This window comes from Shinella sp. GW835-FHT14H05 (genome assembly GCF_058793575.1).
The window spans coordinates 297190-321869 of sequence record NZ_JBXAFY010000002.1; the positions used below are offsets into that span (position 1 = coordinate 297190).

The following is a 24680-nucleotide window of genomic DNA, read 5'->3' on the forward strand; positions in this document are numbered from 1 at the left end:
TCGCTGTTATAAAGTCTAACCGTTCTCCATGGCATCTGGGCGTCCTCCTCATGTTTTTTGCAGAAATACCCGCAGATGCGGCGGAAAATCCAATGACAAATGAAGCAGACAATTATAAGCAGAATTAATATGGCAAGCCCCACCGATCTCAGGACTTTGAAGGCCTTCGTGACCGTTGCGCGCGAGGGCAATGTCACGCGCGCCGCCGAGCGGCTGCATCTCACCCAACCGGCCGTGACCTTGCAACTCAAGCGTCTTGCCGCGGATACCGGCATCACTTTGTTTCGCCGAACGTCGGTGGGCCTGGAATTGACCCTCGAAGGCGCCTTGCTGGCGGCGAAGGCGGAGCAGGTGCTGGCAGCGCTCACGGATTTCGGCCAGACGGCGGGGCACCTCGCGACGCGCCTGCGCGGGAAATTGCGGATCGGCACGATCATCGATCCGGAATTCACGCGGCTGGGGGCATTTCTGAAGGCGCTGGTGGAAAGCGGACCAGGCATCGAAACGGAACTGCGCCACGGCATGAGCGGCGACGTGCCGGAGGGTCTCCGGCGAAACGAGCTGGATGTCGGGTATTTTCTCGGCGATATCCGGGATTTCGATCCCGTGGCCGGCGTGGCGCCGGATGGACAGGAAAACCTCTTCCACGCGAAGGAACTCGCGCGGCTGACCTATCTGGTCGTCGCGCCGCCATCGCTTGCCGGCGTCGTTCGCGGCCAGGACTGGCCGGCGCTCGCCGCCCTCCCCTGGATCGGCACGCCGCCAGCCTCGGTGCACAACCGTCTGCTGGGACGCCTGTTCGGCGACCTCGGTGTGCGGCAGAACGTCGTCGCCTCGGTCGACCAGGAGCCTTCCATGCTGGCGATGGTGCGAACGGGGCTGGGGCTCAGCCTCTGCCGCGAGTCGCTGGCGCTGCATGAACACCAGTCCAACGGACTGGTGATCGCCGACCGCGTCCAGATCGAAACCGCCCTGAGCTTCGTGTGCCTGAAAGCGCGGGCGAACGACCCGACCATCCAGTTCGCCTTCGATGCCGTTACCCGCATCTGGGGGTGATCATTCCGACTGCCAGTCGAGCACGACGAAGGGCTCGGTGATTTCGCGGGCCAGTAGCGCGGTGTAGAGGGCGGCCGGAGCCTTCGGCGATGCCTTGCGCAGAAGGCCGTCAAGCGGGACGCGACCTTCGGCAAGCCATTTCAAGGCCTTGGCGAAGCCGCCAAAAACGCTTTGGCTGGTATTGTTGTAGCCGTCGAGCAATTCCACCCATTTGAAGCCTTTTGCCAGCAACGGGAACTCCCATTCCCAGCCGCTTCTGAGCAGCACGAAATTGTTGAAGACCGCATGCAGGATATCGTGGGCGTAAAGCTCCGTATGCCGCCTCCACGGCACGCCGATCAGCACGACCTCGCCGTGCTGGCGCACGATGCGGCAGCCGCCGAGAACGGCCGCCTCGTGGCCGGAGCAATCGACGACGAGCGCGACCTTGCCGGCGAAACCCGGGTCAGAGCCCGGCATCTCGGCAAAGACCGAGGCAATGCCGGAGGCGACGATCTGGCTGCGTCGGGTCGGGTCCGGCTCGACCACGGACACCTCATAGCCCGAGAGCTTGAAGATGTGCGCGGCGAGATAGCCGACCGGGCCGGCGCCGCCGATGACCACGCGGTCGCCGGGCCTCGCCTTGGTGGTCATGAGCGTCGTCATCGACACGCCGATCAGCCGCGCGATGACGGCCTCTTCGGATGAAAGGCCGTCCGGCACCGGCAGCGTGAACCGATGCTCGACCTGCTGGAAGCTGCGATGCGGCCCCATGCAGAACAGCCGGGTGCCGACTTTCACATCGCGAACGGCCTCGCCGCATTCTTCCACCTCGAACACCGCGGCATAGCCGGGCCGGATGGGAAAATCCTCGCCCGTCGCCCAGGCGAGTTCGGTGCCGGGGCTGACGAGCGTCGCGAGCGTACGGCCGCGCACCTCGGTCGGCCCGAGCGGTAGCGTTTCGCAATCCGCCAGAACGAAGTTGTTCTTTTGCGGGAAGATGATTTCCTTGCCGGACATGATGGTCTCCTTGCGTTTCAAAGCGCCTGGCCGCTTTCGCTGTCGAAAAGATGCAGGCCGGCGGGGTTGAAGACGACCTTCACGGCCTGATCGAGCGCGGGCCGCTCGCTTGCCGGGATCTGCGCAATGAATTCCTGGGTGCCGATCCGGAGATCGACCAGCGCCTCGACGCCGAGATATTCCACCACCTCGACCCGGGCCTCGATGGCCTCCGCGTCGCCGGCCTGTGCCAGGCGCACATCGCTCGGGCGGACACCCAGCGTCACGGCCTGCCCCGGCTTCAATTTTCCGCCCAACTCTGCCGGCAGGCGGAGGGAGAAGGCCGGCGAGGACAGCACCGTTCCGGTGTCGCCGCGCTCCGCGGTCATGCGGAAGAGGTTCATCGACGGGCTGCCGATGAAGGTGGCGACGAATAGGTTTTTCGGATGGGCAAAAACCTCTTCGGGCGAGCCGATCTGCTCGATATGGCCGTCCTTCATGATGACGATCTTGTCGGCGAGCGTCATCGCCTCAACCTGGTCGTGCGTGACGTAGATGACGGTGGTGCCGAGCTGCTTGTGCAGCTTGGCGATTTCCATGCGCACCTGCGTGCGCAGCTTGGCATCGAGGTTCGACAGCGGCTCGTCAAACAGGAACACCTCTGGCGTGCGCACCATCGCGCGGCCCATCGCCACGCGCTGGCGCTGCCCGCCGGAAAGCTGGGCGGGCTTGCGCTGAAGCAGCACGTCGAGGCCAAGCATGGCGGCGACGCCGGCGATCTTCGCATCGACCTCGGCTTTGGAGAGCCGCTGCGGCTTCAGCGCGAACTCCATGTTCTGGCGCACGGTCATATGCGGGTAGAGCGCGTAGTTCTGGAACACCATCGCGATCTTGCGGTCCTTCGGCGCCCGGTCGTTAATGACCTCGCCGGCGATGCGGATCTCGCCGCCGGTCACGTCCTCAAGGCCGGCGACCATGCGAAGCGTGGTGGTCTTGCCGCAGCCGGAGGGGCCGAGCAGCACGACGAATTCGCCGTCGGCGATATCGAGATCGACGCCGTGCACCACCTTGAAGGCGCCGAAGGCTTTCACGACGTTTGTAAGGGAAACAGATGCCAAGATTTTTCCTCCGCAATGCAGTCCAGATGCCGGGTGCTGGTGCTGCCGGGCCTATTTGACGGATCCGAGCGTCAGGCCCTTGACCAGCCATTTCTGGCAGGTGAGCACGAAGATGACGCCGGGGATGAGAATGATGAACGAGCCCGCCATGATGCGGCCCCACTGCACCGCGTCGCTGCTCCAGAACGACATGACGGCGACGGTGGCGGTCTGCGCGCTGGAGCCGGTCAGCATCAGCGCGAACAGGAACTCGTTCCACGAGAAGATGAAACAGAACACCGCGCAGACCGCGAGGCCGGGCGCGGCCAGCGGCAGCGTGATGCGGTAGAAGATCTCGACGATGCCGTAGCCATCGACCTGCGCCGCCTCTTCCAGCGCCTCCGGCACCTCGTCGAAGAAGCCCTTCATCAGCCAGACTGTCAGCGGGATATTGGCCGTCGAATAGACGATGATCAGCGCCAAGGGCGTGTCGAGCAGGCCGATCGACTTGAAGATGATGTAATAGGGCACGACGACGGCGATCGGCGGAAACATGCGCATCGACAGGATCCAGAACGCCGCGTCGTTGATGCGCGGATGGCGGATGCGCGAGAGCGCAAAGGCGCCGAGCGCGCCGATGGTGACGGAAAAGACCGTCGAGCCGAGCGTCACGATCAGGCTGTTGATGATGTTCCAGTGGAACGGCCGGAGCGTGAAGAGATCGACATAGTGTTGCAGCGTCGGCGTGAAAAAGACCGTCGGCGGACGGGAGAACATATCCGCCGACGGTTTCAGGGAGGACGCCAGGATGAGGTAGATCGGGATCATGAAGATGATCAGGATGATGCCGGTCACGCTATAGACGAGGGTCGCCTGTCTGGTGCTGAGCCTGTTCATGGTGGGTCTCCTCAACGCGCAGCGGCGCTCTTCTGCATGGATTTGAAGAACAGCGTGATCAGCACGGAAATGATGATCAGCGACACGAAGGAGGCGGCAGCACCAACCCCCATGCGCCAGAAGGTGAAACTCTGGCGGTAGATGTAGAGGGCGATCGTCTCGGTGGCGTCGCCCGGCCCGCCCTTGGTGAGCACGAAGATGATGTCGTAAATCTTGAAGGCATCGATGGCGCGCAGGAACAAGAGGCTGATCAGGACCGGCTTCAGCTGCGGCAGCGTGACGTGCAGGAAGACGTCGATATTGGAATTGCCGTCGATGCGCGCCGCCTCGTAGGGTTCGGGTGACAGGCTTTGCAGGGCGGCGGCCGTTCCCATCATCACGAAGGGAGTCCATTGCCAGATGTCGGCAATGGCGATCGCCGTCAGCGCCCATTGCGTGCTGGTGATCCACGGGATCGGGTTGATGCCGATCAGGCCGATGAAATAGTTGAAATAGCCGAGCTCCGGAAAATAGATGAAGAGCCAGACGAGGCCGACGATGACCGGCGAGATCATCATCGGGATGAGCAGCAACGTGCGGATCGCCGCCATGCCGGGCAGGCGCTGCGTGACCAGCAGGGCGAGGCCGATGCCGATGACGAACTGGAAGAACAGCGTGACCCCCATCAGCTTGAAGGTGATCAGCATGCTGTGCAGGAACGGCCCGGAGGTCAGCACCTCCTGGAAGTTGGCAAGGCCGACGAAGATGCGCGGGATGAACGGTTTCGCGAGGTCGTAGTTGCGAAAGCTCAGATAGAGCGCATAGAGCATCGGATAGATGGTGGTCAGGAAAAGCACCGCCGCCGTCGGCAGCAGGAATACCCCCGCGATCGTCCTGTTGCGTCTGTTGACATAGCCCATGGCACCCTCCCGCATGTCATTTTGTTCCGCGCTCCGGCCAAGGCGGCCGGAGCGCGGGGTTGGCGCTTACTTCTGCAACACGGTGACCGGTGCGTCGTTGATCCAGCGAAGCCGCTGTTCGAGCGGGAACATCGACAGGCGCGAATTGACCGCGGTACAGGCGTTGCCGAGCGCTTCCTGTGCGGTCGCCGTCTCGCCGGCCATGTACTTGGAGAGTTCGACGCCGAAGTTTTCCTCCACATCCGCGTAGAACGGATGGAAGATGCGGCGGCGTGCGTTCGTCTGGGTGTCGAGCAACACCTTGTAATAGGGGTACTTCTCCTGAAGGGCGGGGTCGGCGAGGATCGACTTGCGGAACTGGCTGATGCCCCAGCCCTCATCGGCAAGGCGGCGCATGATCTTCTCGCCGGTGCCCCACTTGATGAAGGCCCAGGCGGCTTCCTTCTCCTGGTCGGAAACCTTGGCGTTGATGGCGAAGGACAGCGAGCCGGTATAGGTCGGCTGCGGCTTGCCGTCTTCCGTCGGCCCGCCGGAGAAGCCGGCCTTGCCAAGCGTCGGCAGCTTGGCTTCTTCCGGGTTCGTCAGGCGCACGGTGCGCACGCTCCAGTAGCCGGACAGGGCCGTCTCGCCGCGTTCCATGTAGCCGGACTGGATGTCCCACATCAGGCCGAGATAATCCGGCGGATTGAAGGGAACCAGCGACTTCATGAACTCGGCCGCCTTGACATGCGGCTCGCCGGTCATGGCGCAAAGGCCCGTCGCCGGATCCCAATAGTCGCCGCCGAAGCCGCGCATGATCGGGAAATAGTCATGCGTGATCGCGCCCTGCACGCGGCTGTAGGATTCGGCATTGCCGTAAAAATCCTGTTCCAGTACCTTGCCGGCAAGCTTGTCGCCCTTCTTGCGGGTGAAGAACTCGGCAATGTCGTGGAACTGCTGCCAGGTGGCAGGCGGCGCGAGATCGTAGTTGTACTTGGCCTTGAAGGCCTCCTTCTCGCCAGCATCGTCGAACAGGTCCTGGCGATAGTTGACGTGCCAGATCATGCCGGAGGCCGGGAAGGCGAGCAGTTGGCCCTGCCAGCTATTTTCCTGCAACTGCACGGGAATGATGTCGTCGAGGCCGATTTCGGCGGCGTCGCGCTTGGCGTATTCGGTGAGATCCTGCAACGCGCCGGCCTCGCCGAGCATGCCGACCCAGGGGCTATCGACCCACAGGAGCTGGTAGGTCGGGTTGTCCGAGCTCGCCTCGATGATGATCTTGTCGATCAGCCCCGGATAGGGGAGCATATCGATCTGCACCTTGGCGCCGGTCTGTTCCTCAAACTCGCTGGTGATTTTTGCCAGGCGCGTCACCGACGTATCGCCGATGCCGAGCATCTTCAGCTGCACGCCTTCGAACGGCTTGTCCTGCGACAGCGCGCTGCCGCACATCAGCGCCACGAAACCGGCGGCCAATACGGATTTCTTCCAAATTCCCATCGAAATGCTCCTCCTCATTCAATGAAACGATTGCAGGGCCGCCCCCGGTTTTCCGGGCACGGTGGTTCAGTCCCGCGAGCCGTGTCGGCAGGCGGATTGCGCATCCCTCAAGGGGATGGAATGGGTTTAGGCGTTGCTCACCGGCGACCAGAGCTTCGGCCCGCCATCGGCCTCATAGCCGAGCGGCCCGGTCATGCTGACGATTTCGAGGAACTGGCCCCAGGGCGCACGAAGGTAAAGCCAGGTCAGCCCCTTCATCGCGCCGGCATCGACATAGGTCGGGCCGTCGAGCACATCGACGCCCTTCTCCCGCAGCCGTTCGGCTGCGGCAACCGCGTCATCCACCTGAAAGGCGACATGGAAACCGCCCGGCTGGCTGTTGCGCTTGAGCGCCTCTTCCGTGGTCTCGCCGGAATACTGGAAGAGTTCGAGATTACTGCCATTGCCGCAGCGCAGCACCTTGATGTTCTCGATGCGGCAATGGTCCGGCACGCCGAGCCGGCGGCGCATGAATTCGCCATCCACATCGACTTTGCCAGTCGTCATGACCGTGACCGCACCAAAAACCGTCTCGAAGAACGAAACCGCCTCCTCCAGGTCCGGCACCGTGAAGCCGACATGCTCAACGCCGAAAACTTTCAAATTCCCCTCCTCCATTATCACACCCTTGAACCGCGAGCCCTCCGCTCCCCGGGGCGACCAGGTCACTATCAAGTATGTATCTAGTTAGTTATTTATTTAATGCACTATCCGGTTACCATGTCAACAGGGTGCTCGCGCACTCTTTCGCATGCATGGATAATGCGACTCCCTGCGCATGGCGCGGGCATTCGCTTAAGGGGTATTCGTGGGGGTTTTCGCCCGTTATGCGGGGCACCAAAGGAAGTGGGCGGATGAAATCCGTAGGGCCGGCATCAGGCGGCGTCGTGCGCTGCACCTTCGGCCCGAATTTGAAACAGAACGCGTGCTGAACAGGCTGTCAGAAGATGCGTGACAGGAGTTTCAGCCAGAAACCGAAACGGTCAGGCGGTCCGTCAAACTCGCTCCGCTCGCAGAACTGAGCGGGGCAGACCCAGGCTAGCGCAATCATCTGTCGAGACATCGTGGTTCTCTCCCGTTTTTGAGCCAAGCACCAAACATCCGCCTGCCGACGCGCAACGACAATTTCGCAACCTGCGAAAAACTGAAGCGCTCTGACGCAATATCAGGCCACATCCCGGTGCTCCGCACTGGAGTGCCGTGCTGCATCTAACCACGAGCGCGGGGATGTACGAACTGACCTTTTGCAAGATTCCGCTGCGCCACGCTTAATCCATAAAACAGATAATATGGAATATTTATTATCGATTGGAATAATTTCGTATCCAGCGCCATCTTCACGGCAACCCGAACCCAAGGAGGTTGCCGTGAAGACTTTGATCCTGATGTTCCATCCCGATATCGCCCAATCCAAGACCAACGCCGCGCTTGCCGCGGCGGCTCGCACGGTTCCCGGTGTCGAGGTTGTCGATATGCAGGCGCTTTACCCGGAAGGCCGGCTCGACCTGTTCAGCGACGGCGCTGTCGAAGCCGCACGGCTTCTTTCGGCGGACCGCGTCGTGCTGCAGTTCCCGGTGCAATGGTATTCGAGCCCGCCCCTGCTGAAGGCGTGGATCGATGCGGTCATGACGCGGATGTACTATGTGGCCTATGAGGCGGAGGGCAGTCGGCTGGAAGGTACGCCGATCATGATCGCCGCTACCGCCGGCAATGTGCCGGAGGCATACGCCCCTGATGGGCAAAACCTGCTGCCGCTTGCCGATTTGCTCAACCCGCTGCGCGCCATGGCCTATCGCTGCCACCTGCCCTGGGCAGAACCTTTCCTGGTCTACCGCGCCGGCAAGCTCGAAGAGACGGAACTCGCCGAGGCTGCACGGAACTATGTGGAGACGCTGCGCAACTGGATCGAAGCGTCTCCCGGCACGATTGCCGCCTGAGCGGCGGAGGATCAGCCCTTTCGCGTGACCAGGCGCGTATCGAGATAGGCCTGAAGCGCCTCGGCGCCGCCTTCGGTACCGTGGCCGGAATCCTTGATGCCGCCGAAATGCACCTCGGGCAGTGCCAGGCCCAAATGGTTGATCGAGAGCATGCCCGCTTCCACCTCGTTGCCGAGACGGGTTGCCGTGGCGCTGCTTCGGGTGAAGGCGAAGGCCGCGAGGCCATAGGGCAGACGATTGGCCTCGGTGATCGCCTCGTCGAGATTGCCGAACCGGTTGACAACGGCGACGGGGCCGAAGGGTTCTTCGTTCATGATGCGGGCGGCCACTGGCACGTCGGCCAGCACGGTCGGCTCGAAGAACCAGCCCTCGTTGCCGATGCGGCGGCCGCCGGTTTTCAGGCTCGCGCCGTGCTCGACGGCATCGTTGATCAGGCTCTCCAGTGCCGGGATGCGGCGGTCGTTTGCCAGCGGACCCATCTCGATATCGGCATCGAGGCCGTTGCCAACCCGAATTGCCTTTGCACCGGCCGCGAACCGCTCGGTGAAGGCATCGGCGATCTTCTCCTGCACGAGGAACCGCGTCGGCGAAACGCAGACCTGGCCGGCATTGCGGAACTTGTTGGCGACCATCAGGTTCACAGCAAGGTCGAGATCGGCATCCTCGGCGACGATGACCGGCGCATGGCCGCCGAGCTCCATGGTGGCGCGCTTCATATGCGCACCGGCGAGAGCCGCAAGCTGCTTGCCGACCGGCGTCGAGCCGGTGAAGGAGATCTTGCGGATGACAGGATGCGGAATGAGATATTCCGAGATCTCGGCCGGAACGCCATAGACGAGATTGATGACGCCGGCCGGAATGCCCGCGTCCGCGAAGGCGCGGATGAGTGCTGCGGGCGATGCCGGCGTTTCCTCCGGCGCCTTGACGATGATCGTGCAGCCGGCGGCAATCGCGGCCGAGAGTTTTCGCACGACCTGGTTGATCGGGAAATTCCACGGCGTGAAGGCGGCAACGGGGCCGACGGGCTTCTTCAGGGTGATCTGGAGGATATCCGGTGCGCGCGACGGAATGACCTGCCCATAGGAGCGCTGTCCCTCGCCGGCGAACCAGTCGATGATGTCGGCGCCGGCGAGCGTTTCCACCCGCGATTGCGAGACCGGCTTGCCCTGCTCCAGCGTCATCATGACCGCGATTTCATCGGCCCGTTCGCGCAGGAGATCGGCGGCACGGCGCATCAGCCTGGCGCGGTCATAGGCCGATGTCGCGCTCCATTGCGCGAAGGCGCGGTCGGCCGCCGCCAGCGCCTCGTCCAGATCCTTGCGATCCGCCCAGGCGACGCTGCCGATCGGCTGCGCCGTCGCAGGATTGACGACGGGAATGGTGCGGCCGGTGGATGCCGGGCGCCAGACGCCGTCGATGAAAAGCAATGTATCGGGATAGGTGGTCATCGTAAAATCCTTGTTCGTGTCATGTCTTGTCGGCTCTTGCCCGGGCGGCCTGGAACATCGGCCCGCCGCGCCTTCGCGGAAAGCCATAGCCGTGCACTTCGACAAGGTCGATATCGGCAGCGCTTGCCGCAATACCTTCGTCGAGAATTAATTGGCCTTCCTGCGCCATCGCCGCCATCAACCTTGCGACGATGGTCTCTTCCGCCACATCGTTTCGCGCGCCGACAAGCGGGGCGATGATACGCTCCGCCTCGGCCGACAGCTGCGGTCGGCGGTCGCCGGCGGCATAGTCGTACCAGCCGCCGCCCGTCTTCTGCCCCTTGCGCCCGGCGCGCACCAGAAGGTCGCCGGGGATGTCCGGCACGCGTTCTCCGCGCGACCGTGCCGCCTCGCGATAGAGGAATGCGATATCGAGGCCGGCCATGTCCTGCATTTCGAACGGCCCCATCGCAAAGCCGAAGCCGCGCATCGCCGCATCGACGGCGGCAATCGCGACGCCGCCGCAAACGAGGGCCTCCGCTTCCGCCCGGAAGCGGCGCAGAATACGGTTGCCGATGAACCCGTCGCAGATCCCGGAACGCACGGGGATCTTGCCGAGACGACGGGCGAGATCGAAGCTGGTCGCCAGAACATCAAGAGCCGTTTCGGGCGTCGGGATGATCTCCAGCAGTTTCATGACCTGCGCCGGGCTGAAGAAATGCAGGCCCAGAAAACGCTCCGGCCACGGCAGCCCCTCCGCGATCAGGCGTGGATCGATATAGGACGTGTTGGTCGCAAGCACCGCATCCGGCCGGCAGATGCGTCCGAGTTCGGCAAACACCGACCGTTTCACGGTGAGATCCTCGAAGACGGCTTCGATCACCAGATCACATCGTGCTGCGGCACCATAGCCGATGCTCGTTTCGAGGCGAGCCATCCGCTCGGATGCCTGGTCGTCCGTTATCTGGCCCCGGCGCCGGGATGAATCGAAAATGCCCGTAAGCGTGGAACGCGCTCGCGCAACGCCCGCCTCGTCCTGCTCGATCAGCACGACGGAAAGACCGGCATTGAGAAGGGCGGCAGCGATCCCGCTCCCCATCGTCCCGCCGCCGACGACAGCCACCGTTTCGATGGGGCGTGGGTTTATGCCCCGGATCTCCGCTGGCCGAAGGGCGGCGCGTTCGGCAAAGAACAGGTGGCGCAGGGCGGCCGCCTCTTCCGTGGCACGAAGCTCCAGGAAGATGGAGCGTTCGAGCGCGAGGCCGGCCTCGGCCCCGTGTTCGATCCCGTGTCGTAGGGCCTGCAACGCGCGCGCGGGCGCCGCGGCGCCCTTTGCGCGAGCGGCAATCCTGTCCTCCGCCTCCGCCCACACGTCCGGCGAAGGCACGGAAACCGGGCGATCGAGACTCGGCGACGGCAGCGCGTGTTCAAGGGCGTTGCGCGCAAAGGCAATAGCAGCCGGCAGAAGAGGTTCTTCGACAAGGGCATCGACCAGCCCCAATTCCAGCGCCTCCGCGCCGCCCGGAGTATGGTTTTCCGCGACGATCCGGATCGCGTCGGTAACACCGATGACCCGCGGCAGGCGCTGCGTGCCGCCGGCGCCCGGGATGATGCCGAGGTTGATTTCCGGCAAGGCGAAACGGGCACTTTCCGTCGCCACCCGGAAACGGCATCCGAGCGCAAGTTCGAGACCGCCGCCCAGCGCGGCCCCGCGAATCGCTGCGATCCATGGCTTTCCTGCCCTCTCGATGCGCGCAATGACATCGGGAAGGAACGGCGGCTCGGCCGGCCGGTCGAATTCGGCGATATCGGCGCCCGCAACGAAAAGCGTGCCGGCGCCGGTCAGGATGACGGCCCGGACCCCTGGATTGTCGTCAAGCGCCTGCGCCAGTGCCAGCAGCCGCTCCCGCACAGCCCTGTTCACGGCGTTGACCGGCGGATTGCCGATCGTGACGATCACAATCTCGCCCTCGATTTCGACGTTGACGCTCATCATCACTTCCCCGGCCTACGCGACCGCATCCTGAACGGATTGCGATGGGGCTGCGGTTTTGACGTCATGGCAGGCGACGACGCCGGCAAGGACGAGGCTTTCGATCCGCGCCTCCTCGAAACCCAGAACATCGCGCAACACGCCGCGCGTGTCCTCGCCTAGAAGCGGCGGCGCCTTCGCGCCGGCATTTTCCTGCGCGGCAAGGCCATGGGCGGGCCGGATCAGCGAGACCGTTCCAAGTTCCGGATGCTCCAGGCGCTGCACCACCCCTCTGTCCGTCACGCTCGGGCTCTGGAGCGCCTCGGAAACGGACTTGACCTGGCCCGCCGGCACGCTCGCCCGCTGGCAGGCGGAAAGCCAATGTTCGCAGCTTTCATTCCCGATGATCTCGGCCAGCAGGGGAAGCAGCTCGCCCCTGTGCATGGCGCGCTGGTGGGAGGTGATGAAGCGGGGATCACGCGCCAGATCCGGCCGGTCGATGACCTGCTCGCAGAAATCGACGAACATGCGATCATTGCCGACGGCCAGCGCGAAGGTGCCGTCATTCGCCTCGAAGATCTGGTAGGGCACGACCGTCGGATGCGCATTGCCGTAGCGCACCGGCTCGACTCCGGCATTGAGGTATCCCGTCCCCACATTGATCAGGAGGTTCAGCGTGGCATCGAGCAGCGCCACGTCGATATATTGTCCCTGCCCGGTATCCCGGCGCTGGTAGAGCGCGGCGAGAATGGACTGGGTGGCGATCATGCCGGCCACCACGTCGGTGAAGGCGACGCCGAGCCGGTTCGGCGGGCCATCCTCCTGGCCGGTGATGGACATGAGGCCGCTTTCCGCCTGCATGATAAAGTCGTAGCCCGGCCGGTCGCGCTCGGGACCGGTCTGGCCGTAACCGGAAATCGCGCAATAGACGATGCCCGGATTGATCGCCTTGATATCCTCGTAGCCGATGCCGAGCCGCTCGACCGTGCCGGCGCGGAAATTCTCCACGACGACATCGGCCTTGGCGGCAAGGTCGAGCACGATCTGCCGGCCTTCCGGCGTCTTGAGATCGAGCGCGATGCTCTGCTTGCCGCGGTTGGCGCAGAGGTAATAGGTGCTGACCCCCTTGAAGTTCGGGAAGGACCAGGCGCGCGTGTCGTCGCCGCCCTTGATGTTCTCGATCTTCCAGACCTCGGCACCGAGATCGCCGAGGCTCATGGTGGCCCATGGCCCGGCGAGGACGCGCGTCAGGTCGAGGACACGAATGCCCTCAAGCGGCAATCTCATTTCCGTCATTACGCTCCTCCAGGCCCGCTTTTTTCGCGGGCCGACAAACCTGTCTCCATGGCATTCGGAAAATGGCAGGCAACCGAATGGCCTTCCTCTCGTTCGCTCAGCGGCGGCTCCACCTCGGCGCAAAGCGGTTGGGCAATGGGGCATCGCGTCCGGAAGCGGCAGCCGGACGGCGGATTGAGCGGGCTTGGCAGGTCGCCCTTCAGCACGATGCGCGAGCGGGTGCGCTCCAGCGCCGGGTTCGCCAGCGGCACGGTGGACATCAGGGCCTGGGTATAGGGATGCATCGGCGCGCGGTAGAGCCTGCGCTTTTCGGCGATCTCGACGATCTTGCCGAGATACATGACCGCCACCCGGTCGGAAATGTGCTGCACGACGGATAGGTCATGCGCGATGAAGACATAGGCTGTGCCGAAATCCCGCTGGATGTCTTTCAGGAGATTGAGAACGCCCGCCTGCACGGAAACGTCGAGCGCCGAGACCGGTTCGTCGAGCACGAGCAGTTCGGGCTTCAGCGCCAGCGCCCGGGCAATCACCACGCGTTGCCGCTGGCCGCCGGAGAGTTCATGCGGATAACGCTGGCCATGCTCCGGATTGAGCCGGACGAGATCGAGCATCTCGACGACCCGCGCCTTGCGCTCGGTGGATGAAAGATCGCTGATGCGCAACGGTTCGGCGATGTTCTCGGCCACCCGCATGCGTGGATGCAGCGACGCGTACGGGTCCTGGAAGACGAGCTGGATCTTGCGACGCAGCGCGCGCATCTCGGCCGGGTTCGCCTCGTTGATGTTCTGCCCGCGAAACAGGGTCTGCCCGCTGGAGGGCTCGATCAGCCGCAGGATGCAGCGGCCCAATGTGGACTTGCCACAGCCGGATTCGCCGACCAGCCCCAGCGTCTCGCCGGGTTTGACATCGAAGGAGACGTTGGTGACGGCGTTGACCTGGGCGATCTCCCGCTCGAAAATCACGCCGCCGGTGACGGCAAACCGCTTCGAGAGATCGCGCACGGAGAGAATGGGTTCCGGTCCGGTCATGCGGCACTCCCGATCGGCAGGGTGGCGAAGTGGCAGGCTGCGGTATGCGCGCCGTCGGTGCGAACCGGTGGCGCCGTATGCCGGCAAATCTCCTGCGCCTGCGGACAGCGCGGATGGAAGGCGCAGCCGCCCGGCAGTTTGCCGAGCGGCGGCGGCGCGCCATCGATCGAGAAGAGACGCTCCTTCTCTTCCGCCATATTGGGGATCGAGGCGATGAGGCCGCGTGTATAGGGATGGGCGGGCCGCTCGAAGAGGTCGTCGACGCCGGCCTGTTCCACGATCTCGCCGGAATAGACCACCGCGACCCGGTCGGCATGGCCCGCAAGGACGCCGAGATCGTGGGTGATGAGGATCAGCCCGAGGTTCAGACGCTTCCGGAGATCCGTCAGCACATCCATGATCTGCGCCTGGACGGTGACGTCCAGCGCCGTCGTCGGCTCATCGGCGATCAGGAGGTCAGGATCGTTGGCAACAGCCATCGCGATCATCACGCGCTGGCGCATGCCGCCGGAAAACTCGTGCGGGAACTGGTGAATGCGCCGGTCGGGCTGGGGAATGGCAACGAGAGAGAGCAGTTCGGCGGCACGGTCCATGGCCGCCTTCTTCGACACGCCGGCATTGTGCAGTCGGATCGTCTCGGCGATCTGCGCGCCGACCGTCATCACCGGATTGAGCGACGACAACGGGTCCTGGAAAATCATCGCGATGCGCGACCCGCGCAGCGTGCGCAACTGGCTCCTCGGCATGCCGACAAGCTCGCGCCCCTTGAACCGCGCCGATCCGGTGACGGTGGCGGTCTTCGGCTGAAGGCCGAGGGCCGACAGCATGCCGACCGACTTGCCGGAGCCGGATTCGCCGACGATGCCGAGCACCTCGCCATGATCGACATGCAGGCTGATGCCGCGCACGGCCTCGAAGGACCGGCCGTCGCGGGTGAAGGAGACACGAAGATCCCGAACGGAAAAGAGGGGCTCCTGCTGCATCCTGCGCCTCACTTCGACTTCGGATCGAAGTAGTCGTGCAGACCGTCTCCGATGAAATTGAAGCCCAGCACGATGGTGAGGATGGCAAGGCCCGGGCCGAGCGCCACCCACCAGGAATAGAACTGCGCCGCCCCATCCGAGATCATTGAACCCCATTCCGGCGTCGGCGGCGTGGCGCCGAGGCCGATGAAGCTGAGCGACGCGGCAAGCAGGATGACCTGCCCCAGGTCCATCGTCGCGCTGATCAGGACCGGCGTCCAACAGAGCGGCAGGATATGCTTGAAGAGGATGCGCGTCTTTCCGGCGCCTGCGGCAATGGCCGCCTCGACATGCTCCCGCTCGCGGATTTCCAGAACCTGCGCGCGCATCAGCCGCGCATAGACGGGCCACCAGACGATCACCATGGCAACCGTCGCGTTTTCAAGCCCCGGCCCCAGCGACGCCGCCACCGCCATGGCAAGCAGCATGGGCGGAAACGACAGGGTGACATCGACGAGCCGCATGATCGACGCGCCGAGCAGGCCGCCGGCATAGCCGGAAACCGCGCCCAGCATGGCGCCGATCGCCACGGACAGGGCAACGACGACGATGGCGATCGGGATCGAATGCTGCGCGCCGTACAGGGTCCGGCTCAGCACATCCCGGCCGAGCGCATCGGTGCCGAGCCAATGGCTCCAGCTTGGCGCCTGCAGCCGGCGGCCGACCATGTCGAGCGGCGCATAGGGGCTCATCAATGGTGCCAGCACCGTGACGGACAACCAGAAGACCACGATGGCGATGCCGATGGCGAGCGGGACGGATAGCCATGCCGGGCGGCGGAAGGTGCTGAGGGTCGCTGTGTTCATAGTCTCATCCCAGACGCACGCGCGGATTGGCGATGACATAGGCAATGTCGGTGAGGAGGTTCGTCAGGAGGAAAACCACGCCGCCGACGATCGTGACGCCGATGATGGCGGGAAAATCGAGGCCGCGCGCCGCCTCCACCGCATAGGAGCCCATGCCCGGCCACGAGAAGATCGTTTCCGTCAACACGGCGCCGGTCAGCAGATAGGCGAAGGAATAGCCGATGACGGTGAGCGTCGGGACGAGCGTGTTGCGCAGCGCATGGCGGACCACGACGCGGAACTCGCCCGCACCTTTTGCGCGGGCCGTGAGGATGAACTCCCGGTCGAGCACCTCCAGCATGTTGGCGCGCACCAGCCGGGAGATGGTGCCGGCAACGGCCCAGCCGAGCACGAAGGCGGGCAGGATCAGATGCCACAGCGCATCGAGAAAGAGCTTTATGTTTCCGGCCAGCAGGGAATCGATCGTCATGAAACCCGTGACGGATGTCGGCGGCGCGGCGCGCGGATCGAGCCGGCCGGGACCGGGCAGCACGCCCCATTTGACCGAGAATACATAGAGAAGCGCCAGACCCAACCAGAAGACCGGTATCGACGAGCCGAAAAGGGCGAAGAAACGCGCGGCATGATCGATCACCGTATTGCGGAAATAGGCGGCCAGGACACCCAGCGTAATGCCGATCGTCGAGCCGATGACCATCGCGGCAAGCACCAGTTCCATCGTCGCCGGCAGGCGGAAGAAGACGTCCTGCGCCACGGGCCGGCGAGTGATGAAGGACGTGCCCATGTCGCCGGTCAGGAGGTTGCCGACATAGATCACGTAACGCTCCGGCAGGCTGCGATCGAGCCCCCAGCGCGCCTTCGCCGCCGCCACCGCCACCGGATCGTTCATCTGCCGGTCCGAGACGATCGCCGACAGCGGATCGCCCTTCGTCACGGTGGTGAGCAGGAAGGCGAGCGTCACGATGCCGAGAACCAGGAAGGGCATCGCGATCAGGCGCCGCAGTATGTATCGTGTCACAAATCGCGTCCTTTATCCCGTTTGCCATCCCGTGCCGACCGGCGGGTGGGAAGATCGATACAGGCATTATTGACAACAGGCGAAGCGGACGTCAACATAAATGAAATTATATTCCAATTACGAGAGATCGACAGATCCGTCGAATTCGGTATGGCTCCAGCAGCGCTGAAACGAAAGGCACACCATGCGTAAACGGACCAAACCGACGGACGGAAGCGACGGCGTCGAGAGCGGAAACTCGGCCGCATCCCTGACACGGGGACTGGAAATCCTGCGTGCCTTCACCGCCGACGATGCCACGCTGGGCAACCAGGACCTCATCGAGCGGACGGGCCTGCCGAAGGCGACCGTCTCGCGCCTGACCTCGACGCTCGTCGGCCTCGGCTATCTTCACTATGACGCCACGCTCGGCCGCTACAGCATCGGGCCGGCAACGGTGTCGCTCGGCTATTCGGCTCTCAGCTCCAGCGCCGTCATCCACATGGTCCGGCCGCTGATGCAGGAGTTGGCGGACCAGACCGGCGCCGCCGTGGCACTCGGCACGCGCGACGGGCTGGAGATGGTCTATCTCGCCAATTGCCGCTCGATGAGCCCGGTTTCGCTGCGGCTCAATGTCGGCTCGCGCCTACCGATCTATCGCACCGCCATGGGCCTTGCCTATCTCGCGGAGATGAAGCCGGAGATCCGCCAGTCCGTGGTCGAGCAGCTCATCGCGGCGGAGCCGGAAAAGGCGCAGGACCTCGAACGCATGGTCGAAAACGCCATCGAGGATCACCGGCGGGATGGCTTCATCAGCGCCTTCGGCAGCTGGCACAGCTATATCAACGCCGTCGGCGTGGCCTTCCGCCCGACGGACGGCTCGCCGCTCGTCGCACTCACCTGCGGCGGAATCGTCGACATCCTCTCGCGCAACCATTGCCGTGAAATCGTCGGGCCGGACCTCCTCAAGCTGACGCGCCGCCTTCGTGCGCGGCTTGCCGGAGAGCCGGACCCGTTCCCCACGTCGCAACGCCCGCCAACCTGGAAAACCTCGGCCGAATAGGCTCAAGCCTGCAAGGATCCCTCATGCCCATCCATGTCGTCTATCCGAAGGTCAGCCTCGAACTGTCGAGCGGCCGCATCGCCCGCTGGCTGGTGGCCGAGGGCGAAACCGTTCGACAGGGGCAAGTCCTTTTCGAGATCGACAACGACAAGGCCGCCGTCGAAGTCGAGGCCGCGGCAAGCGGCGTCATCCGCGAGCTCCTCGATAGCGAGATCGAGGTCGAGGTCGGCGGGGATGTGGCGCGCATCTATGCGGAGGGCGAAGTTTTTGGCGTAGCGAAGGCCTCCGGTGCTGCCCGCGAAGTCGCGGCCGACGAGACCAAGGCGGCCATTCTGCTGCCGGACGTGAAACGCAACGGGCGCGGTCCCAACCCCACGCCCCTCGCCCGCCGCATCGCCAGGGAGCACGGTATTTCGCTGGAAGGCGTTCACGGCACCGGACCGGGTGGACGCATACAGAAGACGGATGTCGTTGCGAAGATCGGCGACGCTGTGGAGACACGCCGGCCCGCGGTGGCCGAGAGTGGCGCCATTCCTCAGCGCAAGAGCGAGCATGCAACCCTGAACGCCGTCTGGCTGCGCAAGGGCGAAGGCCTTCCCATCGTCCTCCTCCACGGGTTCAGCGCGGACCTTAACAACTGGCGCGGCATGCTGGGTGGCGCCCGTGCGGACTGGCCCGCCCTGGCGATCGACCTTCCGGCGCATGGCCGCTCGCCACGTGCCGTTCCCGACGATCTCGACCACATGGCCGAAAGCGTCGAAGCGACACTTGCTGCCGAAGACGTCGGCCCGCTCGTGTTCGCCGGCCATTCCTTCGGCGGTGCGCTTGCGGCGCGGCTGGCAAGCCGTGGACAGTTGGATGTCCGGGGCCTCTGTCTCGTATCTCCGGCCGGCCTTGGCCCGGAAATCAACGCAGCCTTTGTCGAGGGCGTCCTGCGCGCGCGGCAGAAGGAGAGCCTGAAGCCGTGGCTTGAACTGCTTTCCAACGACCCCGCCGTCATCTCGCCGGCCTTTCTTCAGGCCACCGTTCTGCAACGGGAGGATGAGGGCCTGACGGAAGCGATGCGCGCCTTTGCCGCGCGGTTCTTCCCGGATGGAACCCAGGCCGTCTCGATCCGCAACGAGCTCGCCCGCCTACCATATCCGGTGCGGGTCGTCGCCGGGAGACAAGATCGCATCCTGCCCTTCGGCGCCACCGCCGGCCTGCCGGGCAATGTCGGGCTGCATGCGCTCGACAATTGCGGGCACATGCCGCATCTCGAATATCCGGAACTGGTGATGACGATCCTCGGCGAGATCAGCCGAAGCGCCTGACCCTCAGCGCTTCGCCTGCTGGCCATAGGTGCCGTAGCGGGCGCACACGTCTTCCAGCTCCGCCGGCGTCAGCAGCACCGGCTCGCCGATCGAACGGGCAAGCAGGTACTGGCGCGCCAGCATTTCCAGCTTTTCCGCCCGCGCCAGTGCGGTGGCGACGTCGGGTCCGATCGTGACCGCGCCGTGGTTGGCCATCAGGCAGGCGGAATAGGTCGTGCCCATCGCGGCGATCACGGTTTCCGCCAGCGGCGCGCTGCCGAAGCAGGCATAGTCCGCGCACGGTATTTCGCTGCCGCCGAAGCCGGCGATCATGTAGTGGAACAGCGGGATCGGCTGGCGCAGCGCGGCGAGCGCCACGCAATGGTCGGGATGGGCGTGGACGACGGCGCCCGCATTGGTCGTCTCGTACAGCCGGCCGTGGATCGCCCATTCCGAGGACGGCCGCCAGTCGCCGGCCCATGTCCCGCCGAACTCCATCGAAACGATCTGCTCCGGCCTGAGGTCATCGGGCACGATGCCCGTTGGCGTGATCAGCATGCCTGCCCCATGGCGCACGCTGAAATTGCCGACCGTTCCGCTGTTGAGCCCGATCGCCACCGACCGCCGGCTCGCCTCGACCAGCGCCGTTCTCGCCGCAGCTTCGTCCATCATCGTCCACTCCTATCGGTTCATGTCTTCGATTGCCCGCAGCAGGATATCGTCTGCGCCGAGCTTGCCGGGTTTGAGATAAAGCGAAAGCGGCACAGGTCCCGGTGAAACGCAGAATCCGGTCCCCAGCGCGCCCTCCGGCAAGGCGCGAACGGAGGTGATATCGAGCGCATTGACGACAGCGCCCGAGGTCTCGCCGCCTGCGACGACGAACCGGCGAACTCCGCGATCGCGCAACCCTCTGGCAATGGCGCCGAAAATACGCTCGGCGCGACGGGCAGCCCCAACCGCGCCGAAGGCCGCCTGCACGGCGGCGACCTCTTCCGGCCCGACCGACGTCGAGATGGCCAGGGGTTCTGAGCCGATCCGGCCGGACGCCCAGTCGAGCGCCTTGGAAATCAGTCCGTCCTCCCCCGCCGGATCGAGCAAATCCAGCGTCAGCACGGGATAGCGCGCGGAAAAGGCCGCAAGTTGCGCCAGCATGACAGGGCCGACGCTCCCTGCCAGCACCGCCGTGGGTCCATCGACATGCCGCGGCCAGGGGACCGGAGCCAGTTGCTCGGCGCGGCCGAGGCGGATCGCATAGTCGATGATCAGCGGATCGCTGGCGACGACGACGCGGCTCATCGCGGCCGCGACATCCGCCGCGACCTCGACGTCGCCGTCATCCGTCGTATCGAGGAAGACGTGGCCCACACCGTCGGCGGCAAAGGATTCGATGGCGCCGATCGCTGCATCCGTGCCCTGGCGAAGAACCGCGTGGCTCAGGAGCGCGATCCGATGCGGCGTCTGCCGTCCCAGGAAGCGCACGAGGTCGGGGTCGGACATGGGGGTCAGCGGATCGAAGCGCTTGATCGATTCAGAAACGAGACGGCCGCGATAGAACATGTAGCCCTGATGCACCGTCGTGCCGAAGCGCGGAAATCCGGCGCTCATCAGCACCGGCCGCACGCCCGCGCGATCGGCGAGATAATCGGCGACAGGGCCTATATTGCCGTCCTCCGTGGAATCGAACGTGGCGCAGGCCTTGTAGGCCAGGCGCTTGCAGCCGGCGCGGGTGAACGCATCGGCAAACCGGCCAACTTCGCCAAGCGCATCCGCGACGGGCACGGTGCGCGCCCGCGTGCCCGCGATCACGACCGCCGAGGGCGGGATTTCGGCGTCAGGGCTGAAAAGCACGGGACAGTGAATGCCGGCCCCCTCCAGATAGCCGGCGACCATGAGGGCGCCGGTAAAATCATCCGCGACGATTCCAAGGGCTCGCTGCATGGTCAGGCCTCGGCGTTCAGCATTTCGCGGGCGATGATGATCTGCTGGATCTGCGAGGTGCCCTCGTAGAGCCGGAACAGCCGGACATCGCGGTAGAAGTGCTCCACCGGGTAGTCCTGCATGTAGCCGGCGCCGCCGTGGATCTGCACCGCGCGATCCGCGACGCGCCCGACCATTTCCGAGCAGAACAGCTTTGCGCTCGCCGCCTGCTGGATGACCCGCTCGCCCCTGTCGAACTGGCGGGCCGCCTCCAGCACCATGGCGCGCCCGGCAAAGGCTTCCGTCGAACTGTCGGCCAGCATGGCCTGGATGAGCTGGTGTTCGGCGATCGGCTTGCCGAACTGCACACGCTCTCGGGCAAAGCGCACGGCCTCGTCGCACAGCCGCTCGGCCGCGCCCACGCAAACCGCCGAAATATGCAGGCGCCCGCGGTTCAAAACTTTCATCGCCGTCTTGAAACCCACGCCCTCTATGCCGCCGATGACGCTGTCGGCTGCAATCCGGCAATTGTCGAAGATGACGTCGCAGGTGCGGGTGCCGCGCTGCCCCATCTTCCTGTCGACCGGGCCGAGGCTGAGGCCGGGGCTGTCCTTCGGCACGAGGAAGGCGGTGACGCCCGCCGGCCCCGGCCTGCCGGTGCGCGCCATGACGGTGAAGACATCGGCCACAGGAGCGTTGGTAATGTAGCGTTTCGTGCCGTTGAGGACATAGTGGTCGCCGTCCCGTCTCGCCGTGGTTTTCACGGAGCCGGCGTCGGATCCGACATCGGGTTCGGTGAGCGCAAAGGAGCCGATGACCTCGCCCGTCGCCATGCGCGGCAGCCAATAGCGCTTCTGCGCCTCCGTGCCATCGACGATGATGCCTTGCGAGCCGATGCCGTTGTTCGTGCCGATGACCGAGCGGAAGGCGGGGGACGCGTAACCGAGCTCGAAGGCGACGAGCACCTCCTCCTCCATCGTCACGCCAAGCCCGCCATGCTCTTCCGGAATGGACATGCCGAAGAGGCCGAGCGTGCGCATTTCCGCAATGATTTCCGGCGGAATGGCGTTGTCTTCCTCCACGCGCGCCTCCGCCGGCAGCAGGCGTTCGCGCACGAACCGGCGCACCACCTCAACCAGCGCGTTCAGCACTCCGGCGTCCCGGATCATCGCTTTTCTTCCTCTTTGGCAGCTCACGAAAATTTCTGTTGCATCCAAAGGCTGGCACAGCTTAGTGTGCCATTCAACAGAAATCGGAATTTATTTCCATAAACGAAAAACGAAGCCGAGGACACGAATGGCACGCCAGATACCCCTCGCCCCTTCCGCGCCCTGGTTCCGGCTGGAACTGGACGAAGCGGACTGGAGCGGGGAACAGGCTCAGGATCTGATCCACTGGTACGGCCAGATGCTCCTGATCCGCCGGTTCGAGGAAAAGCTGCTCGATCTGGAAAAGGCCGGCCTGATCCACGGTCCGGCCCATGCCAGCATCGGTCAGGAAGCGGGTGCCGTCGGCGCCATGTCCGCGCTCGGCACCGACGACAAGATCAACGGCACGCACCGCGCCCACCACCAGGTGCTGCTGAAACTGCTCAATCCGTCGGTTCCGGATGGTTTCGATATCCGCACGGATGATTTCGCGCCTGGCATGGACGAGGCGATCTATCGCTTCATGGCGGAAATCATGGGCCTGACGCCCGGCTATTGCGGCGGCCGCGGCGGCTCCATGCATATGCGTTTCGCCGGTGCCGGCGTCGTCGGCACATCGGCCATCGTCGGCGGCAACCCGCCCCACGCGGCGGGTTATGCGCTCGCCGACAAGATGCTCGGCCGCGACCACATCTCCGTCGCCTTCTTCGGCGATGGCGCCGCCCAGAACGGCGCCAGCTACGAAGCGATGAACATCGCAGCCGCGCAAAGCCTGCCGGTGATCTTCTTCATCGAGAACAATCTCTACGGCGTCGCCACCCATATTTCCGACGTGACGCGCGAGACGCGCCTGTCGTCGCGCGGCGCGATGCTCGGCATCGCCTCGATCGAATGCGACGGCATGGACGTTGTCGCTGTACACCGGGCGATGGTCGAGGCGCGCCGCATCATCCGCGAGACCGGCGGTCCCGTGGTGGTCGAAGCCCTCTGTTACCGCCATTTCCACCAGTCCGGCTCCCGCAGCGGCAGCGACTTCGGCTACCGCACGAAGGAAGAGGAAGCCGCGTGGCGCGAGCGCGACCCGATCGCCCTCGCCGAAGCCCGCCTCACCACCCTCGGCCTGCTCTCACCGGACGAGTTCGCGCGCATCGACGCGCTGGTGACCGATCGCGTCGCCGCCGCAGCCGGGCGACTGACGGAGCCGGTCCCCGGCGGAAACACGCTGCGAATCCCCGAAGGCCTCTGGCCGGACCCGGCCACACGCGACAATGGCATTCTCGGCGACCTCTCCGAACTCGCCGGCAAGCGCATGCTCGATCACGACGACATGCGGCCCGACGCCATCGAGAAGGTGAAATTTGTCACTGCCGCCTCCGAGACGTTGGCCGCCGCGATGGCGCGCGACCCGCGCATCATCGTCATGGGCGAGGACGCCCACCAGATGCGCGGCGGCGTCAGCGGCTTCACCAAGGGCGCGCTGGAGCGTTGGCCCGAGCGCGTGCTGCCGATGTCGATCGCCGAAAACGGTTTTACGGGCGTGGCACTCGGCGCGGCGCTCAACGGGCTGCGTCCTGTCGTCGAGATCATGTTCGGCGATTTCTGTTTCACCGCCGCCGACCAGATCGCCAATGGCGTGGGCAAGGTGCGCCACATGTTCGGCGACGGCTTTCCCGTACCCATCGTCATGCGCGTGCGCATCTCTCCGCACACCGGCTACGGCTCGCAGCATTCGGGCGATCCGTCCGCGCTGTTCGGCATGTTCCCCGGCTGGCGCATCGTCACGCCGTCCAACGCCTTCGACTATATCGGCCTGATGAATTCCGCCCTCGCCTGCGACGACCCCGTCGTCGTCTTCGAGCATACGGAACTCTACCAGAAGGAATTCGACGTGCCGGCCGGCGACCGGGATTTTTACATCCCCTTCGGCTCGGCGCGCATCGTGCGACCCGGCAGCGCCTGCACAGTGCTCGCCACCTCCGTCATGGTCCAGAACGCGGTCAAGGCTGCGGAAGAGACGGGCATCGACGCGGAGGTCATCGACCTGCGCAATATCGACCACCATGGCATCGACTGGGCGCTGATCGGCCAATCCATCGACAAGACGGGACGCGTCGTCATCGCCGAGCAGACCGCCCGCAGCCTTTCGATGGGCGGCACCTGGGCGGCCGAAATCCAGGAACGCTTTTTCGACTGTCTCGACCACGAAATCCTGCGCGTCACCGGAGGGCTTGCCGCCCCTACGGTTTCCGCGGCTCTCAACCGCGCGGCGCTCGCAACAGTCGCCGACGTCAAGAACGCACTGCTTCGAATTGCGGAAAAATAGTGGA

21 protein-coding genes are annotated in these 24680 nt (G+C 64.6%); 5 read left to right on the top strand and 16 right to left on the bottom strand.

Annotated elements, in window-relative coordinates:
• Positions 1-129: 129 nt before the first annotated feature.
• On the top strand, positions 130-1056 hold the full coding sequence (locus AC1Q6Z_RS08805) for a LysR family transcriptional regulator (RefSeq protein WP_492647491.1): 927 nt from the start codon (positions 130-132) through the stop codon (positions 1054-1056).
• On the opposite strand, the gene AC1Q6Z_RS08810 is transcribed toward AC1Q6Z_RS08805, so the two are convergent.
• From AC1Q6Z_RS08810 to AC1Q6Z_RS08835, 6 genes are all read right to left on the bottom strand, one after another.
• Complete coding sequence (locus AC1Q6Z_RS08810; protein ID WP_492647492.1) at positions 1057-2055, bottom strand: MDR/zinc-dependent alcohol dehydrogenase-like family protein; 999 nt, start codon at positions 2053-2055, stop codon at positions 1057-1059. It abuts the gene before it with no gap.
• A 17-nt stretch (positions 2056-2072) separates the two neighbouring features.
• The gene (locus AC1Q6Z_RS08815) at positions 2073-3152 is read right to left on the bottom strand and encodes an ABC transporter ATP-binding protein (RefSeq protein ID WP_492647493.1); all 1080 of its coding nucleotides are present in this window, start codon (positions 3150-3152) and stop codon (positions 2073-2075) included.
• A 51-nt stretch (positions 3153-3203) separates the two neighbouring features.
• Positions 3204-4028, bottom strand: a complete 825-nt coding sequence (locus tag AC1Q6Z_RS08820) for a carbohydrate ABC transporter permease (protein WP_439622524.1) — start codon at positions 4026-4028, stop codon at positions 3204-3206.
• An 11-nt stretch (positions 4029-4039) separates the two neighbouring features.
• Positions 4040-4927 carry a carbohydrate ABC transporter permease gene (locus AC1Q6Z_RS08825; RefSeq protein ID WP_492647494.1) on the bottom strand — a complete coding sequence of 296 codons (888 nt, stop codon included), beginning with the start codon at positions 4925-4927 and terminating at the stop codon, positions 4040-4042.
• A 66-nt stretch (positions 4928-4993) separates the two neighbouring features.
• Positions 4994-6406 (bottom strand): ABC transporter substrate-binding protein, encoded by a 1413-nt coding sequence (locus AC1Q6Z_RS08830; protein WP_492647495.1) that lies wholly within the window; start codon positions 6404-6406, stop codon positions 4994-4996.
• A gap of 126 nt (positions 6407-6532) precedes the next feature.
• Positions 6533-7048, bottom strand: coding sequence for a VOC family protein (locus tag AC1Q6Z_RS08835; RefSeq protein ID WP_492647496.1), 516 nt, complete (start codon positions 7046-7048; stop codon positions 6533-6535).
• Between the two features lie 764 nt (positions 7049-7812).
• Between AC1Q6Z_RS08835 and AC1Q6Z_RS08840 the strand changes: the two genes are divergently transcribed.
• Positions 7813-8382: an NAD(P)H-dependent oxidoreductase gene (locus AC1Q6Z_RS08840; protein WP_492647497.1), complete on the top strand. Its 570-nt coding sequence runs from the start codon at positions 7813-7815 to the stop codon at positions 8380-8382.
• A gap of 11 nt (positions 8383-8393) precedes the next feature.
• Here the strand turns inward: AC1Q6Z_RS08840 and AC1Q6Z_RS08845 are convergent, their stop codons facing one another.
• The 7 genes from AC1Q6Z_RS08845 to AC1Q6Z_RS08875 are packed head-to-tail and all read right to left on the bottom strand — an operon-like array spanning position 8394 to position 16954.
• Positions 8394-9830 carry an NAD-dependent succinate-semialdehyde dehydrogenase gene (locus AC1Q6Z_RS08845; RefSeq protein WP_435264761.1) on the bottom strand — a complete coding sequence of 479 codons (1437 nt, stop codon included), beginning with the start codon at positions 9828-9830 and terminating at the stop codon, positions 8394-8396.
• A gap of 19 nt (positions 9831-9849) precedes the next feature.
• A complete protein-coding gene (locus AC1Q6Z_RS08850; protein ID WP_492647498.1) occupies positions 9850-11802 on the bottom strand; it encodes an FAD-dependent oxidoreductase in 1953 nt (650 codons plus the stop codon).
• A 15-nt stretch (positions 11803-11817) separates the two neighbouring features.
• Positions 11818-13077, bottom strand: a complete 1260-nt coding sequence (locus AC1Q6Z_RS08855) for a CaiB/BaiF CoA transferase family protein (protein ID WP_492647499.1) — start codon at positions 13075-13077, stop codon at positions 11818-11820.
• On the bottom strand, positions 13077-14108 hold the full coding sequence (locus AC1Q6Z_RS08860; RefSeq protein WP_492647500.1) for an ABC transporter ATP-binding protein: 1032 nt from the start codon (positions 14106-14108) through the stop codon (positions 13077-13079). The genes AC1Q6Z_RS08855 and AC1Q6Z_RS08860 overlap by 1 nt, the downstream gene beginning before the upstream one ends.
• Positions 14105-15091, bottom strand: a complete 987-nt coding sequence (locus AC1Q6Z_RS08865; RefSeq protein ID WP_439615335.1) for an ABC transporter ATP-binding protein — start codon at positions 15089-15091, stop codon at positions 14105-14107. Before AC1Q6Z_RS08865 ends, AC1Q6Z_RS08860 begins: the two co-directional genes overlap by 4 nt.
• A gap of 8 nt (positions 15092-15099) precedes the next feature.
• Positions 15100-15936, bottom strand: coding sequence for an ABC transporter permease (locus AC1Q6Z_RS08870; RefSeq protein ID WP_492647501.1), 837 nt, complete (start codon positions 15934-15936; stop codon positions 15100-15102).
• A gap of 4 nt (positions 15937-15940) precedes the next feature.
• Positions 15941-16954: an ABC transporter permease gene (locus tag AC1Q6Z_RS08875; RefSeq protein ID WP_492647502.1), complete on the bottom strand. Its 1014-nt coding sequence runs from the start codon at positions 16952-16954 to the stop codon at positions 15941-15943.
• A 184-nt stretch (positions 16955-17138) separates the two neighbouring features.
• Between AC1Q6Z_RS08875 and AC1Q6Z_RS08880 the strand changes: the two genes are divergently transcribed.
• Together AC1Q6Z_RS08880 and AC1Q6Z_RS08885 are read left to right on the top strand one after the other, a co-directional pair.
• Positions 17139-17996: an IclR family transcriptional regulator gene (locus AC1Q6Z_RS08880; RefSeq protein WP_492647503.1), complete on the top strand. Its 858-nt coding sequence runs from the start codon at positions 17139-17141 to the stop codon at positions 17994-17996.
• Between the two features lie 23 nt (positions 17997-18019).
• A complete protein-coding gene (locus tag AC1Q6Z_RS08885; protein WP_492647504.1) occupies positions 18020-19309 on the top strand; it encodes an acetoin dehydrogenase dihydrolipoyllysine-residue acetyltransferase subunit in 1290 nt (429 codons plus the stop codon).
• Positions 19310-19312: 3 nt separating this feature from the next.
• On the opposite strand, the gene AC1Q6Z_RS08890 is transcribed toward AC1Q6Z_RS08885, so the two are convergent.
• The 3 genes from AC1Q6Z_RS08890 to AC1Q6Z_RS08900 are packed head-to-tail and all read right to left on the bottom strand — an operon-like array spanning position 19313 to position 22374.
• Positions 19313-19957, bottom strand: coding sequence for a class II aldolase/adducin family protein (locus AC1Q6Z_RS08890; RefSeq protein ID WP_492647845.1), 645 nt, complete (start codon positions 19955-19957; stop codon positions 19313-19315).
• A gap of 12 nt (positions 19958-19969) precedes the next feature.
• A complete protein-coding gene (locus AC1Q6Z_RS08895; RefSeq protein ID WP_492647505.1) occupies positions 19970-21226 on the bottom strand; it encodes a four-carbon acid sugar kinase family protein in 1257 nt (418 codons plus the stop codon).
• 2 nt (positions 21227-21228) lie between these two features.
• A complete protein-coding gene (locus tag AC1Q6Z_RS08900; RefSeq protein ID WP_492647506.1) occupies positions 21229-22374 on the bottom strand; it encodes an acyl-CoA dehydrogenase family protein in 1146 nt (381 codons plus the stop codon).
• Between the two features lie 127 nt (positions 22375-22501).
• Here AC1Q6Z_RS08900 and AC1Q6Z_RS08905 point away from each other — a divergent pair, with 127 nt between their 5' ends.
• A complete protein-coding gene (locus AC1Q6Z_RS08905; RefSeq protein ID WP_492647507.1) occupies positions 22502-24676 on the top strand; it encodes an alpha-ketoacid dehydrogenase subunit alpha/beta in 2175 nt (724 codons plus the stop codon).
• Positions 24677-24680: the final 4 nt, after the last annotated feature.